This is a genomic window from Actinoplanes sandaracinus (assembly GCF_030009775.1).
GTDB lineage: Bacteria > Actinomycetota > Actinomycetes > Mycobacteriales > Micromonosporaceae > Actinoplanes > Actinoplanes sandaracinus.
Map to the genome: position 1 here is coordinate 55,474 of NZ_JASCTH010000018.1, position 14,705 is coordinate 70,178.

A 14,705-nucleotide genomic window follows, 5' to 3' on the forward strand; every position below is an offset into this window, starting at 1 on the left:
CAAACGTGTGGCCAGGGCCGCGACCGCTCCGGCAACGAAGGGGACCCACGGCGAGGCGCTGCAGCGTTTCATTTGATCGACTTTATTCGATAGAGACCACCGAAGCGTGACCTTCACGACCACGTTGGGCGGCCAGCCATGTGCTGCCGGTGGCGTACCTACTGCGGTCTTCGTCGTAGGTGACATCGCGGACTGGCTCGTAGCAATCCCCGCGAAACGTCTGGGTACTCTGCGCTGCATGCGTCACAGCAATCTTGTTCGCATCGATGAGCTCAAAGCTGCCCTCGCCAGTCACGTGCGGGACCACGGCCCCCACGACGAGCGCACCATCGAGACGCGCTTGCGGCTTGCCGCGGTCTACGACGAGTACGACTACGACGACAGCGCGTCAACCTGGGAGAGCCTGGCAGAGGCGGAGTTAACGGCGGTGTTCAACAGCCGCACAAGCACTCTCGGTCCGGACCATCCGGACGTGCTGGCGCTCCGGTACGACCTCGCGTTCCGCCGCATGAACCTCGAAACCCTGCCCCACCCGGAGTTCGTGGCGACCCTGGCGAGCATCGCCGGGGCACGGGAACGGGTCCTCGGCCGCCTTCACCCGGACACGCTCGACACCTGGGCGATGCTCGCGGCACACGTCCCCGAGGTTGAACGGCCGGCTCTCACGGAGCGAGCGGTCCAGGGCTGGCTCCAGGTGCTGGCAGACCGCGAACGGGAACTCGGCAGCGACCATCCGCACACCCTGGGGGCCAGGCTCAGACTGGGCACGCTCCTCGAAGGACGGGATCCTCAACGGTCACGGGAGATGCGCACGGAGGCGGCGGCCGGATGGAGCCGGATCGCGGCCGAACGCAGCCGACAACTCGGACCGGTGCATCCCGAGACGGTCGACGCCCGTGAGTTCCACGCCAGCCTGCACGGAGCCTTCGTCAACGAGGCCGACCGGCTGCCACTGCTGGAAGGGCTCACCACCGACCACGAGCGCGTCCTCGGCCCCGACCACCCACGGACGCTGCACGCCCTGGTCGAACTCGCCAACCATTATGGATACACCGATCCACGGCGGCTCGCCCTGGGTGAACGCGTCATCGACCGGGTCCGCTCCGTCCTCGGCCCGGCGCATGAGGACTCCCGCAGGATCCGTCACGTCATCGCCTCCGCTCACGTCGTGGCCGGTCGCATGGACGACTACAAAGCGGTTCACGACCGCTACCCGGTCCCGGACGACGACCACGATTAGCTTGGTGACGACCTACGTTCGCCTGGTCGTTCGCTCGGGATCCGTTGCGGCCTTCCCCGGTCGCCGTCACGGAACCCAGGACGCAAGCCGACCAACGACACGTGCGGAACCCACTGACCAAACCCTTGAACGCGATTCCATTTCAGGGACGCCCTCCACTCGACAGTTCAGGACGCCGGGTGACACGGAACTTCGGCCATGCAGTGTGACGGCTCGCCGCTGGCTGACGGGCCCGGTCGCGGCACGAGTGCGTTGCTCGGTTGGGGCCACCACACGATGACGGGCTGGCCGGTACTCGCCCGATCAGCGGCCATGAGCGGACGGTCAGACACAGTCCCAGCAGAACCGGCCCTCCCGCTGATCGTGGCTAAGGAAGGCGTATCCGGTTCCCCCACCGAAGTTGAGCGCGAACGCGTCCTCACCCCAGCCCTCGGCACCGTCTAACTGGAGGAAGAACCGCCACGAGGCATCGACTTCGGGAGGCGTCCAGGGCTGCCAGAACAAGGGCTCGCCCCCGACGTAGCTACGGCAATCCACAGCGTGAAGATCGGTATCCTCCTCTACCGGCATACCGTTCAGCGCTGCGTCACGGTAGATGACCTGCCGCTCGAATGCTGCAACCGCCGTCTCGTCCGGCGTTTTCAGGTCGAGACGTAACTCCACCGGCTGCCGTTCGAACCAGTCGCTGCCTCGCCGCCACAGCGTCGGACCCGTACGTCGGACCTCGCCGCTCACAAACGGCGGCACACGCCCTCCCGGCTGAATCAGGAAGGCGTTCCCCCCTGCCTCCAGATCAAAGGTTCCGTCCTCGTCGCCGAGGAACAGGTACGCCATCGCGACGCCCGATCCAGGCAAGGGAAACTGCCCGATGAACGTCATCGGCTCCCCGGAACTCCGCGACACCGGCCAAAAGTCATCCGTGCCAGGCGGCGGGGTCCGTGTAGTGGTTCGCAACGCCCTCGCGCAGGACCGCGCGCAGCTGGGGCAGGTGCTCGGTGTCGGCGGGCAAGTGCAGGCTGTCCAGCAGGGCCTCAGCCTCGGCCGGGTCAAGGCTGCCGGAGACGGCGTGATAACTGCCGAGCAGGGCGCGGAAGACCGCCGGACGAAGCTCGGCGATGGTGGCGGCAGCCTGGTAGACGTCGCGCTTGTCGTTCCAGTCGACCGAACCCGAGTCTTCCAGGACGTGGCGGGCGCGCAGGTGCAGCGGACCGGTGGCCAGCTCGGGCAGGCGGCCAGCCGCTGCGAGGCGGCGCACATCGTCGCCGAGCAGCGCGTTGAAGGCGGTCTTGGTGGTGGTGCGCCCCCAGAACCAGTAGGTCCTCAAGTCCAGCCGCAGATGCTCGATCGGCTCCGCGACCGCCATCCGGACGCGGAAGCCGGCCCAGAAGGCATCGGCGACGGCCGGGTCGGCATTGTTGCAGACGTAGGCGTTCAAATGGGTCAGCACCTCGAAGGCACAGGTCAGGTCGAATAGGCCGTGCGCCGTGTGCACGCGCTGCACAGCGTCCAGGCTCTCGTCGGTGGTGATCTCGAATGCCGTGTGGAAGGCCACGTCTTCGTTCGACATCTCCTCCGGTGGCGTGCCGTCCCACCCCCACCGATCGGGTCCGATCGGCGCGAACCCATGGCCTGCCAGATATCGCAAGGCCAGGTCGGCATCCGTCGTACTCATCCGCGGGAGTGTGCCCGGCGAGAGCTTGGATGTCCACGCGATTGCGGCATCGCTACCCGCTGGCCTCAACTCACCCTGGCAGGGAGGGCACGGCCGCGTGAGGCAGCCGGGCGGGGCAGCGTCGGACCGTCAACATCATCCGCCCCGCCTCGCAGTGACGGGGCGAATTCGCCACCAGTCACAACGGGCCGGGGCTGAAGATCGCGGATGCCACTCGCGCCTGGTGCTGACCGTTAGTCGGGCGGGAAGAGCTCGTGCCCGGCCCAGGGATCGACCGGCTCGGGATAAGCGGGCTTCGACGAGACCGGCTCACCGTGCGCCGGCGCCACCCGCGTCGGGTCGGGCCGGGCGGGCTCGACCCGCGTCCGGTCAGGGCGGGCGGGCTCGACCCGCGTCCGGTCAGGGCGGGCGGGCTCGACCCGCGTCCGGTCAGGGCGGGCGGGCTCGACCCGCGTCCGGTCAGGGCGGGCGGGCTCGACCCGTGACGGGTCGGGATGGGCGGGCTTGACCAGCAACTGTGCGGCGGCGGCCCGCTCCTGGTTGAGCCGGGCGCGGGCCGACTCGAAGACCGGCCCGGTCAGGCCGGCCAGTGGCTCGTCCTGCCAGAGGCCGAGCGCACGGCGTACCTCATCGGAGGCCGTGCGGGGATCACCGATCCGGTGTTCGCCGCGGGCCTGGGTCAGCGCGGCGCGGAACAGGGCGGCGTCGACGGCGGTCTCGCCGGCGTGGAGGACATACCCGCCGGGGGTCAGCGCGATCAGCGACGTCCGTTCCGGGTCGAGCGCCCGGCGTAGCCCGCCCACATACCGCTGCACGATGTCGATGCCGTTCTCCGGCGGGTCGCCGCCCCAGAGCGCGGCGATGATGCTCGATATCGGCACGGGCGTGCCGGCGTGCAGCAGCAGGACGGCGAGGACCGCCTGCTGTTTGACGGGCCCGAGGTCAACCGGTTCGGCGCCCCGGTAGGCCCGGACCGGGCCGAGGATCTCGAACCGCAGCCCGACGGCGGGCGAGCCGTCGGTCATCGCACTGTCCCCCCATCTAGCAGCAGTTTCCCGACTGCGACGGTACGGCAGTCGGCAGCAGCATAACGGCGGTGCGGCGGACGGAGACTCCAGCACCGTGCCGGCGCACGATCAGGGCGCCGATCGGGTGATCGGGGTGCGGAGGCCGGCGGGACGGCACCGCACCGCACCGTGACCCCAGACACCCGCCTAGGTATGCCTAGACGGCCCGCCCACGCCGCCTAAGCATCGATGACCAGCGAAGATAGGTAAACGCTTCCGATGTGGCGGCTCGCCGGCCGGCCGACGATTGACCCATCACCAACCGATGGGGAGACAAGGTCATGTTGATGCATCCGAGCGTGTTGCTGGATCTGGCGAACGACCACAACCGTGGGTTGATCGCCGAGGCCGAGAGGGGCCGTCTGCTCGCGAGCGCCGCCCGCCGGGTACGGAAGGGCTGGGCAAGGAAAGGCGGAGCGGTACGCGGACAGCCCACCGGTACCCTGTCGTCGTGCGAAGCGTCCGCGGCGGTGCCAGCCCGGTGATGATCGGGCGAGACAGCGAGCTGCGCCGGTTGGCGCGGCTCGCTGCGGCGCGTGAGCCGGCTGTCGCGATCATCGCGGGCGAGCCGGGCATCGGGAAGACCCGGCTGGTGCACGAGCTGCTGGCGACTCTGTCGGCGGAGACGGTGGTGCTGGTCGGCCAGGCGGAGCCCGGTTCGCTGTCCCGGCCGTACGAGGTGCTGCTCGACGCCATCGACGGGCGGCCGGAGGTCGATGAGGAACAGTTGGCGGCTCTCGCGGATCCGCGGCGGAGCCCGGTCGAGCGTCTGCACACCGGCCTGGCCGTGCTGGCCGACCTGATCGGTGACTCCCCCGCGGTCATCGTCTTCGAGGACCTGCACTGGGCCGACTCGGAGAGCGCGGCGCTGTTCGAGCGGATCGCCGACCAGCGTGGGCCGCGGCTGCTCATCGGGACGTACCGGCCGGACGAGGTGACCCGCCGCCAGCCGGTGGCGGGCCTGCTGGCGCGGATGGAACGCCGGCACGCCGTCACACACGTACGCCTCGATCGTCTGACGCCGTCGCAGACCGCGGCGTTGCTGGCGGCGGCGACCGGCGCTCCCGCGCCGTTGCGCGCCGCGACGGCGCTGCACCATCGCACCGGCGGCAACCCCTTCTTCCTGGAGGAACTTCTCCGGGCACTGCCGGGGTACGACGTGGAAGCGCTGGTCGAGCAGCCACTGCCGTGGAGTCTCGCCGAGGTGTTGCGCCGGCAGGTCGACGATCTGGATCCGGTCAGTCACCGCATCGTGGAGGCGGCGACGGTGCTCGGCCACCGGATCCCGTTCGATCTGCTCGCCGATGTGACCGGCGCCGGCGAGGACGAGCTGATCGCGGTGCTGCGCGATCTGGTGACCCGCGGTGTGCTGGTGGAGTCCGGCGACGACGAGTTCGCGTTCCGGCACGCGCTGGTGCGGGAGGCGATCACCGACCAGATGCTGGGGCGGCAGCGCCGGCGGCTGCACGAGGCCGCGCTGGACGTGCTCCTGCGGGGTGGCGCGTCCGATCCGGCCATGGTGGCGCATCACGCCCGGGGCGCCGGCCGGTACGACGACATGATCACCGCGGCCCGGCGCGGCGCGGCGCTCTACCTCTCGATCGGTTCCGCCTATCAGGCTCTGCAACTGGCCGAGATGGGCCTGGACGAGGCGCCCGACGACATCGACCTGCTGGCGTCCGCGGCGCGGGCGGCCTGGCTGGCCGGTCTGCTGGACGACGCCCTGCGCTACGGCCGGCGCTGGCGGGACCTCGCGGGCAGCGCCACCGACCGGGCCGAGTCGCTCTACCTTCTGGTCCGCCTCACGTGGGAGACCCGTGAGACCGACAACATGCGTGCCCTGACCCACGACATCGAGACCTTGATCGCGCAGCTTCCGCCGGGCGCTGATCAGGCGCGGGCGATGACGGCGATCGCGCAGTCGGCGTACCTGCGCGACGAGTTCGACGACGCGGTGCTCTGGTCGGATCGCGCGCTGGCGCTGGCGGAGAAGTTCGACCTGCCGGCGGTGCGCCTGACCGCGCTGGTGGAGAAGGGCTCGACGCTGATGGACCGGGGGCCGACGGCAGCCGAGGGCCGCGAGATCCTGTCGGGCCTCATCGACGAGGCGGAGCGGCGCGGCGAGTGGGTGCTGGCGGCCCGTGCGCTGCACGCCCTGGTGGACGGTGAGCCGCCCAAGTCGCCGGCCGAGCACGCCGCGGCCCTGGAGCGGATGCGGATCAACGCCGAACGCGCCGGTTTCGAGTCGCTGGCGGTGGCCACCTACTTCCGGGGCCGTGCCCGGCTCGCGCTGCGGACCGGCGATCTGCGCGCCGCGATCCGGGCGCTGGAGGAGGGGCGGGAGCGGGACCGTAACTATCGGCGCCGGGGCCGCTGGGCGGAGTACCACGGGGTGTTCCTCGCCGGGCTCTACCTGGAGGCGGGCGAACTGGACCGGGTCGACGGCCTGATCGCCGATCTGGCGGTGCTGACCACCAATCCGCCGACCGTGATTCCCGGCATCGCGTTCCACCTGGCCTGCCGGCGGGGTGATCTTCCGCGTGCCGAGGCGGCCATGGACGAGCTTCTCGCGGCGCTGGAGGGGCAGGCGTGGCGCAGCGGTGAGCAGGCCCACGACCTGATCTCGGCGGCGCTGGAGATCGGCCTGCCGGCGCAACGGCTCGACCGGTTGGCCACCGCGCTGCTCGACGCCGAGGTGTGGGATGCCTACCGGACGCTCGTCGACGCCCAGCTGGCGGAGGCGCACGGCCGGCACGCCGAGGCCCTGGCCGGCTATCTGTCCGTCGCCGAGGCCCACATCCTGGGGCCGGCGACCCGGGGCACCGTGCGTGTCGGCGCCGCCCGCTGCCTGCTGGCGGGCGACCGCCGCGCGGAGGCGGCCGCCCAGTCGGAGGCGGCCGCGTCCCTGCTGGCCGGGTGGGGTGGCTGGCGGGTGGCCCAGCTCGCCCAGGTGCGCGCACGGCTGGGTCTGGCGCCGGCCGACGCCGAGCCCGCGGTCTCCGGCCCGGCCGCGCTGACGCCCCGGGAGCGCGAGGTGGCCGTGCTGATCAGTGATGGGCTGACCAACACGGAGCTGGCGCGCCGCCTCTACATCTCGCCGAAGACCGCGGCCGTGCACGTGTCGAACATTCTGCGGAAGCTGGGCGTCTCGTCACGGACCGAGGTGGGCGACCTCGTCGGCCGCCGGTAGGCCTCGCGAACACCGGCGTTGATCGGCGAAAGGTGCGGTGACGCCGCACCGACGGGACAATCGGTTCATGAACCAACCGGATCTCGACCCCGAGGACTACCCGCCGATCGACCCGCGGGAGCCCGTGCCCGACGACGTCTCCGCGCTCCTGCCGGACGCGCCGACCGAACTGCCGGAGGCCCCCGCCGAACCGATGCCGGACGACGGCGAGGGCGGCGAGGGCGGCGAGGGCGGCGTCCGGGAACCAGCCTGACGGTCGGTGATCCGGCCCGGCGGAATCCGCGGCGCCGGCCCGGGTGCCAGGACACGACCCCGTCCTGGCACCCGGTGTGCGCGGGCGTCTGGTCGAGATCACGGGCGGGCCGTGCCGGCGTCACGGATGGCATCATCGCCTGATGCCGACTCCTGTGACGGTCATCCGCGACGGCGCGGTCCGGGCCGCCGGTCACCGCGACGGTGACGCGATCGTGTACGACTGGGGCTTCACGTGGCAGGGCGCCGACTGGGAGCAGCGCACGTTTCTGCTGCTCGACACCGGGTTCCAGATCAACCAGCCGGTCATCTTCCCGGAACATCAGCGCGGCTGGTGGTACTGCGACCTGGTCCGCATCGTCGACGAGGGACACACCGTGCACGTCGCCGACCATTGGATCGACGTCATCGTCGGGCCGCCCGACCTCCCCTACCGGGTTCTCGACCTGGACGAGTACGGCGACGCGATCGCCGCGGGCGACCTCGACGCCGCCACCGGGGCCGACGGGCTGCGCCGCACCCAGACCTTCCTCGACCGGCACCTCAACCGCTGGCCGGACATCAGCCGCGACTCCTGGCCCGACTTTCCGCCGCGCGCCATCGCCGTGCTGGCGGACCTGCCGTTCAGCCCGCGATGGGAAGCACTGCGACCGTGAGGGCTCGCGAATCCACCGAAGCTGGCTAATCTTTCATGGCATGACGGAGCGCAAACCCCACGGAATGAGTGCCGAGTCGTGGGTCGAGCAGCAGATCAGCGACGCCGCCGACCGGGGCGACTTCGACAACCTTCCCGGTTCCGGCAAAGCCCTGCCGCCCGGCGACGACGGCGAGGACTGGTGGATCCGCGGTTACCTGCAACGCGAGGACGTGCCCGCCGACACGGCCCTCCCCATGCCGTTGCTGCTGCGCAAGGAAGCCGAGGACCTCGCCGGAGCCGTCCGTGGCCTGCCGACCGAGGACGAGGTGCGCGCCACCGTCGCCGACCTCAACCGCCGCATCGAGGAGTCGTGGCGGCTGCCCGCCGAGCGGGGCCTGTTCGTCCGCAAGGTCGACACCGAGGCGATCGTGGCCGGCTGGTGGGCGGACCGGCCGGCGCCGGCGCCCGAACCGGTTGCCGCCGACCCGGAGCCCGCGCTTTCCTGGTGGCGCCGCCTTGCCCGGTGGTCGCGGCAGCGGCCGTGAGGGGCAGCGGCCTCGCGCGGGAGGCACGGGACGGGCCGGCTGCGGTCGGCGGCGGGCTGACCCGTACGACATCTGTCTCTTGAACGGCCACCAGCGGCGCTTCGGCGGCGTTCGCCGGGGTTCCGGCCCACCGCCGCGCCGGGCTGCTGCGTCAACCGGCGAGCAGCCGGCCGGGGTTGGCGGTGAAGAACTCGGCGGCGTTCGTCGCCGGGTCGAGCGGCTCGGCGTAGGGGCGGTCGGATCCGTGCACGATCGCGGCCGCGCCGACGACCGCGGTCAGCGCGCCGATGGCGTCGGCCCGGTAGGAGGACGTCTCGTAGAAGACGTTCGGATCGGCCGGGCCGAAGGCGCCCCCACCGCGGGCGGTGAGGCGTTCGTGGTGCAGGGGCGCGAGCCCGGCCAGCGCGACGAACGCGATCCGCAGCCTCGGATGCAGCGTGCGGCCGGCGACGTGCCAGGCCATCCACGACCGGTGCATCTGGGCGACGTACGGAACCAGCGCCGGCCACCAGCCCGGCAGGTCACCGTCCTCGGCGGGGGCCGGGCCGGGATGCACCAGCAGCGGCTTGCCGGCTTTCTCCAGGACGGCCAGCAGCGGGGACAGTCGGGCGATCGCGGACGGGCTGCCGAGAGCGGTGGCCGGCAGTTGCAGGCCGGCGACCCGCTCCTCGCGCAGCACCCGGGCCAGCGCCGGCGCATCCGGCGAGGTCACCGATGCGGCCGCCCACACGTGGAACGGGTCCGGCAGCACGAGCGCGCTCGCATGCCAAACGTCGATCAGTTCGGCGCCGTCCGCGGCCGGGAGGTGCTCGATGCCGAGCGGGCTGGACAGCGACACCAGCACCCGGCCGGCGCCCTCGGCCAGTTCCCGCTCGCGGCGGAGCGTGACATCGTGGGCGGCCGGGTCCACCTGGTAGGGGTTCTCCCCCGCCAGGTGCAGCGTCCAGCCCCGCAGGCAGGGGAAGCCGTCCCGCCTCCGCAACGCCTCGACCAACGCCGGCGGCCACAGATGCTGATGGCAGTCGACCCGCGTGCTCATCCTGAGGATCCTAGGGCGTGCGCCGGAAGGCGGGCAGCAGGCGGGACGCGCCGGAGGTGAGCGCTCCCACGCGGCGCGCGTTTGAGACGATGCGGCGCATGACGAGTATCGACAGGGTGGCGTTCGGTGAGCTGGCCGACGGCACGGGCATCGACAAGTGGACGCTGACCAACACGAACGGGATGTCGGTGTCGGTCCTCACCTGGGGCGCGACGATCCAATCCGTGCTGGTGCCGGACCGCGACGGCCGGCTCGGCAACGTGACCCTGGGCTTCGCGAACCTGGACGGCTACACCGATCCGGCCTACCTCGCCGGGAACCCGTTCCTCGGCTCGACGGTCGGCCGCTACGCGAACCGGATCGCCGGGGGCGCCTTCACCCTCGACGGGGAGACCTACAAGCTGTCGCAGAACGAGGGCCAGACCACCCTGCACGGCGGCTCGCACGGCTTCGACCAGCGAGTCTGGTCGGCCGAGGCGGTCGACGGCGGGGTGCGGATGAGCTACACCTCGGCCGACGGCGAGCAGGGCTTCCCCGGCACGCTGCGGGCGAGCGTGACGTTCACCCTCGACGAGAACAACGGACTGCGCCTCGACTACGCGGCCACCACCGACCGGCCCACGGTCGTCGCGCTGACCAACCACGCCTACTGGAACCTCGCCGGTGAGGGCAGCGGAACCGTCGCCGACCACCTGCTGCGCATCGACGCCGCCCGCTACACACCGGTCGACGCCACCCTGATCCCGACCGGGGCGCTCGACGAGGTGGCCGGCACGCCGTTCGACTTCCAGGACTTCCACCCCATCGGCGAACGGCTGCGCGACGACCACCCGCAGCTCGGCATCGGCCGGGGGTACGACCACAACTACGTGCTCCACGACGGTGCCGGCCTGCGGACGGCGGCGGTCGTGCGGGACCCGGCCAGCGGGCGCGAGATGACGATCGAGACGACCGAGCCGGGCCTGCAGTTCTACTCCGGCAACTTCCTCGACGGCAAGCTGCGCGGCGGCGGCGGCCGCAGTTACCGGCAGGGCGACGCGTTCGCGCTGGAGACCCAGCACTTCCCGGACAGCCCCAACCAGCCGGCGTTCCCGTCGACGGTGCTGCGGCCGGGCGAGACCTACACCTCGACCACGACCCACATCTTCGCCACGTACGCCTGACGCGCGAACCCTCAACGCACCACCATGGGCCGGGGTCGTGGCGGGCCGGGACGCGTTCCGCCCTCGGCGGCACGCTCGCCACGCCTCGTTCCCATGGTCGTGCGGACCGGCGCGGACGAGGTCCGTATCCGCCGCGGGTTTCCCTGATCGGGTGATTGAGGGGCGTCTCGTGGGGCACACGGGCGGTATGACGAATCCGAGTGAGAATCCGTTCGCCGTCGTCACCGGCGCGTCCAGTGGGATCGGCTTCGAGCTGGCCCGGCAGCTTGCCGGGCACGGCTTCGACCTGCTGGTCGTCGCGGAGGACGAAGGCATCGAGGAGGCGGCCGCCGACCTGCGAAGGGACGGCCGGAACCAGATCACCGCGGTCCGCGCGGACCTCGCCCAGTACGACGGGGTCGAGCAGGCGTGGGCAGCGATCGAGGCGACCGGCCGGAGCATCGACGTGCTGGCGCTCAACGCCGGCCGGGGCATCGGCGGGGAGTTCGTCGGCGGCACCGACCTGGCCGACGAGATGAACGTGATCGACGTGAACGTGACCTCGACGGTGCACCTGGCGAAGCGCGCGCTGCCGGGGATGGTCGCCCGGGGCCGCGGCCGGGTCCTGATCACGTCGTCGATCGCGTCGATGATGCCGGGCACCTACCAGGCGGTCTACAACGCGTCGAAGTCGTTCACGCAGTCGTTCGCCGAGGCGCTGCACGCCGAGCTGAAGGACACCGGCGTCACGGTGACCTCGCTGATGCCGGGCCCGACCGACACGAATTTCTTCCACCGTGCCGAGATGGACGACACCCGGGTCGGTGCCAGCGACAAGAAGGACGATCCGGCGCTCGTCGCCGAACAGGCGATCCGGGCGCTGCTCGACGGCCGGGAGAAGGTGCAGGCCGGTTCGGTGAAGACGAAGGCGCAGGCGGCGGCGAGCAAGGTCATGCCGGACCGGGCCAAGGCCGAGATGCACCGCCGGATGGCCGAGCCCGGATCGGCTTCGTGAGTGTGACGATCTGATCGCCGCTCGTTCGTCATCTCGGTGCAAGGCACACTCGAACCGAGGAGGAACGATGCGGTACGCACTGCTGATGCACTACCAGGAGCCGGGTGACGGGGAACTGAGTCCCGAGATCGTCGCCGAGGCGCAGCGGGCGTTCGACGCCTACGCCAAGGCGCTGGAGCAGGCCGGGGTGCTGCACTCCGCCGACGTGCTGCGCCCGAGCGACGGGACGACCACGGTCACCCGGCGCGACGGCGGCCTGCGGGTGCAGGACGGCCCGTTCGCCGAGACGAAGGAGGCCTTGGCCGGGATCTTCCTGGTCGACGTGCCCGATCTGGACGCGGCGATCGGCTGGGCCGAGAAGTGCCCGGGCTCCCAGTGGGGTGTGATCGAGATCCGGCCGGTGGCGACGTCGTTCCTCGACGGCGGATGGACACGCTGACCGACGGCGGCAAGCGGGCGGCCGCCCTGGCCGCCCGCGACAGCTACGGGCGGCTGCTCGCGCTGCTGTCGGCGGCGACTAGCGACATCGAGGCGGCGGCGGACGCCCTGGCCGACGCCTTCGAGCGGGCCGTCCGGACGTGGCCGGAGCAGGGCGTGCCGGCCAACCCCGACGGGTGGCTGCTCGCGGTCGCCCGCAACCGGCTACGGGACTGGTGGCGGTCGGCCGAGGTGCGGCGGACCGTCGCCCTCGACCCCGACCTGGACGCGCCGGCACACCTCGACGACCTGGACGTCGACGCGATCCCGGACCGGCGGCTGGAGCTGATGCTGGTCTGCGCGCACCCGGCGATCGACCGGACGATGCACACCCCGCTGATGCTCAACACCGTGCTCGGCTTCACCGCCGCCCAGGTCGGCCGGGCGTTCTCGATGCCGGCGTCCACGATGGCCACCCGCCTGGTCCGCGCGAAGAAACGCATCAAGGCCGCGGGCATCCCGTTCCGCATCCCGGACCGGGACGCCCTGCCGGCTCGGATGGCGGCGGTGCTCGAAGCCGTCTACGGCGTGCACGTCATCGACTGGTCCACGACCGGCCCGCAGGCCCGGCCCGTGCCCTCCGAGGCGCTGCACCTCGCCGACGTCCTCACCACGCTGGTGCCCGGCGATCCGGAGGCGCACGGCCTGGCCGCGCTGGTACAGCTGTCGACGGCGCGGGCCGGTGCTCGCACCGACGGCCGGGGCCGGTTCGTGCCGCTCGACGAGCAGGACCCGGCCCGGTGGGACCACGAACTGATCCGTCGCGCCCACGAGCACCTGCGCGCCGCCCACGCACACGGGCGGTTGGGCCGGTTCCAGGTGGAGGCCGCCATTCAGGCCGTGCACTGCGCGCGGTCCCGGACCGGCGGCACCGACTGGCGTACCCTGCTGGATCTGCACCGGGTGCTGAGCGATCTCGCGCCGTCGCTCGGCGGCGGCGTCGCGCTCGCCGCGGTCACCGCCGAGGTGGAGGGCCCGGCGTCCGGTCTGGCCCTCCTCGACGCGCTGGCGGCCGATGCGGGTGAGCCGGCCCGGCGCTTCCAGCCGGCCCGGGCGGCCCGCGCCCATCTGCTCGGCCGCCTCGGCCGGGGCGACGAGGCGGCCGCCGAGTACGACCGGGCGATCGCCCTCACCCACGACCCCGCCGAGCGTGAGCACCTGCGGCGACAGCAATCAGCGTTACGACGGCGCGAGGACGGCCTGTAACCCGTCTGCGACGGTCCGCCGCCAGTTGACGTAATCGTGGGCGCCGCTGTACTCGGCATAGCTGACGTGATGGCCGTTCGCGCGCAGCGCGTCGCGCATCGCCCGGCAGAACTCGACCTGTGACGGCATGCCGTCGGCCATCGCATGGAATTCCAGGACGCCCACGTCGAGATAGAAACGCACCGGGGACCGCGGCGCCCGGGCGGCGTCGCGGATCAGCCGGCCCGGCTCACCATGGTCCGGGACCGGCCACCAGAAGCTTCCGGAGTGGGCGACCACCCCACCGAAGACGTCGGGACGGGCCAGCCCGAGGTACGTGGCCGCGAGGCCGCCCAGCGACATCCCGCCGGCGACGTCCTGCCCCGGCCGGCCGGCGCCGACGGTGGCCCGCACCCACGCCAGCAGGTCGTCGACCACGTACCGCGCCAGGGTCGGCAGTGGCCGTAGCTCCGGTTCGCGGCGGGCCTCGACGTTGTGGACCAGCAGCGCGGCCACCGGTGGGATCCGGCCGGCCGCGATCAGATTGTCGAGGACGGTCGGCAGGCGCAGCATGGTCCGGGCCAGGTGGCCGTCGAAGAACACCACCACGGGCAGGCCCTGGGCCGAAACGCCGGCCGGCCGGTACAGGGTGACCGGCAGTTCGTAGCCGAGCACGTCGCTGCGCACCCGCGCGGAGGTGAGCGAGCCCGCCGCGACCCCGGGCGCCGGGCTCGTCCACTGCTCCTCCGGAGCGCCGGGAAGTTCGAGCAGCGACCCCCAGCAGTCGTGGTCGTCGGGGTCCAGCGGGTCGCGGGAGAAGTGCACGCGGCGCGGATTGATCGGGTCGACGTGCACCGGGCCGTCGCCGTCGAGGTGCCGGGGGAACCGCTCCGGGCCCTCATGCCGCAGGCAGTAGACCGTGCGGAGGTCGGTGGGCAGCAGTCGCGCGCCGTGCCACAGGTCAGTTCCCGGCAGACGGGTCATCGGCAGGCTCACGCCCAGGCCGACCGAGGTTGCGGCGGTGTCCCCGCGCCACAGGAAGGTGACCAGGGACGTCGTGTCGTCCCCCGGATCGATGAGCGGGCCACCGGCCGCGACCGCCTCGCTCCAGAGCTTCTCCACCGCGGCCGGCGAGGGATTCGACATCAGGCGGGAGACCCGCGGACCGACTACATGACCGCCACTCACATCGATGGACGCCATAGCGTCGGACGGTAACGCATGCCCGCGACCCGCCGCGGGCC

The 14,705-nt window shown here is 71.9% G+C and carries 14 protein-coding genes; 9 read left to right on the plus strand and 5 right to left on the minus strand.

Translation table 11 applies throughout. The features are described from left to right. Window positions 1-238: 238 nt before the first annotated feature. Entirely contained in the window at window positions 239-1,240 is a 1,002-nt protein-coding gene (locus tag QLQ12_RS26225) for a hypothetical protein (RefSeq protein ID WP_282763135.1), read from the plus strand. 324 nt (window positions 1,241-1,564) lie between these two features. Here the strand turns inward: QLQ12_RS26225 and QLQ12_RS26230 are convergent, their stop codons facing one another. The 3 genes from QLQ12_RS26230 to QLQ12_RS26240 all read right to left on the minus strand — a co-directional run bounded on the left by QLQ12_RS26230 (window position 1,565) and on the right by QLQ12_RS26240 (window position 3,937). Then, window positions 1,565-2,119, minus strand: a complete 555-nt coding sequence (locus QLQ12_RS26230) for a hypothetical protein (RefSeq protein ID WP_282763136.1) — start codon at window positions 2,117-2,119, stop codon at window positions 1,565-1,567. A 34-nt stretch (window positions 2,120-2,153) separates the two neighbouring features. After that, complete coding sequence (locus tag QLQ12_RS26235; protein ID WP_282763137.1) at window positions 2,154-2,912, minus strand: hypothetical protein; 759 nt, start codon at window positions 2,910-2,912, stop codon at window positions 2,154-2,156. A 233-nt stretch (window positions 2,913-3,145) separates the two neighbouring features. After that, window positions 3,146-3,937, minus strand: coding sequence for an AfsR/SARP family transcriptional regulator (locus tag QLQ12_RS26240; RefSeq protein WP_282763138.1), 792 nt, complete (start codon window positions 3,935-3,937; stop codon window positions 3,146-3,148). Between the two features lie 493 nt (window positions 3,938-4,430). Between QLQ12_RS26240 and QLQ12_RS26245 the strand changes: the two genes are divergently transcribed. The 4 genes from QLQ12_RS26245 (at window position 4,431) to QLQ12_RS26260 (ending at window position 8,603) form a co-directional block, all read left to right on the plus strand. Then, window positions 4,431-7,169, plus strand: coding sequence for a helix-turn-helix transcriptional regulator (locus tag QLQ12_RS26245; RefSeq protein WP_282763139.1), 2,739 nt, complete (start codon window positions 4,431-4,433; stop codon window positions 7,167-7,169). Between the two features lie 67 nt (window positions 7,170-7,236). Continuing rightward, window positions 7,237-7,422: a hypothetical protein gene (locus QLQ12_RS26250; RefSeq protein WP_282763140.1), complete on the plus strand. Its 186-nt coding sequence runs from the start codon at window positions 7,237-7,239 to the stop codon at window positions 7,420-7,422. Between the two features lie 142 nt (window positions 7,423-7,564). Continuing rightward, on the plus strand, window positions 7,565-8,077 hold the full coding sequence (locus QLQ12_RS26255) for a DUF402 domain-containing protein (RefSeq protein WP_282763141.1): 513 nt from the start codon (window positions 7,565-7,567) through the stop codon (window positions 8,075-8,077). 40 nt (window positions 8,078-8,117) lie between these two features. After that, on the plus strand, window positions 8,118-8,603 hold the full coding sequence (locus QLQ12_RS26260) for a DnaJ family domain-containing protein (RefSeq protein ID WP_282763142.1): 486 nt from the start codon (window positions 8,118-8,120) through the stop codon (window positions 8,601-8,603). 151 nt (window positions 8,604-8,754) lie between these two features. Here the strand turns inward: QLQ12_RS26260 and QLQ12_RS26265 are convergent, their stop codons facing one another. Next, window positions 8,755-9,642: an amidohydrolase family protein gene (locus tag QLQ12_RS26265; RefSeq protein WP_282763143.1), complete on the minus strand. Its 888-nt coding sequence runs from the start codon at window positions 9,640-9,642 to the stop codon at window positions 8,755-8,757. A gap of 98 nt (window positions 9,643-9,740) precedes the next feature. On the opposite strand from QLQ12_RS26265, the gene QLQ12_RS26270 reads away from it, so the two are divergent. The 4 genes from QLQ12_RS26270 (at window position 9,741) to QLQ12_RS26285 (ending at window position 13,482) form a co-directional block, all read left to right on the plus strand. Further along, a complete protein-coding gene (locus tag QLQ12_RS26270; protein ID WP_282763144.1) occupies window positions 9,741-10,805 on the plus strand; it encodes an aldose epimerase family protein in 1,065 nt (354 codons plus the stop codon). A 187-nt stretch (window positions 10,806-10,992) separates the two neighbouring features. After that, window positions 10,993-11,799: an SDR family NAD(P)-dependent oxidoreductase gene (locus QLQ12_RS26275; RefSeq protein ID WP_282763145.1), complete on the plus strand. Its 807-nt coding sequence runs from the start codon at window positions 10,993-10,995 to the stop codon at window positions 11,797-11,799. A 67-nt stretch (window positions 11,800-11,866) separates the two neighbouring features. After that, on the plus strand, window positions 11,867-12,238 hold the full coding sequence (locus QLQ12_RS26280) for a YciI family protein (protein ID WP_282763146.1): 372 nt from the start codon (window positions 11,867-11,869) through the stop codon (window positions 12,236-12,238). Then, window positions 12,226-13,482 carry an RNA polymerase sigma factor gene (locus tag QLQ12_RS26285; RefSeq protein WP_282763147.1) on the plus strand — a complete coding sequence of 419 codons (1,257 nt, stop codon included), beginning with the start codon at window positions 12,226-12,228 and terminating at the stop codon, window positions 13,480-13,482. The genes QLQ12_RS26280 and QLQ12_RS26285 overlap by 13 nt, the downstream gene beginning before the upstream one ends. Here QLQ12_RS26285 and QLQ12_RS26290 read toward each other — a convergent pair. Continuing rightward, on the minus strand, window positions 13,456-14,664 hold the full coding sequence (locus tag QLQ12_RS26290) for an alpha/beta hydrolase-fold protein (protein WP_282763148.1): 1,209 nt from the start codon (window positions 14,662-14,664) through the stop codon (window positions 13,456-13,458). The two genes, QLQ12_RS26285 and QLQ12_RS26290, sit on opposite strands and share 27 nt — an antisense overlap. Window positions 14,665-14,705 lie beyond the last annotated feature (41 nt).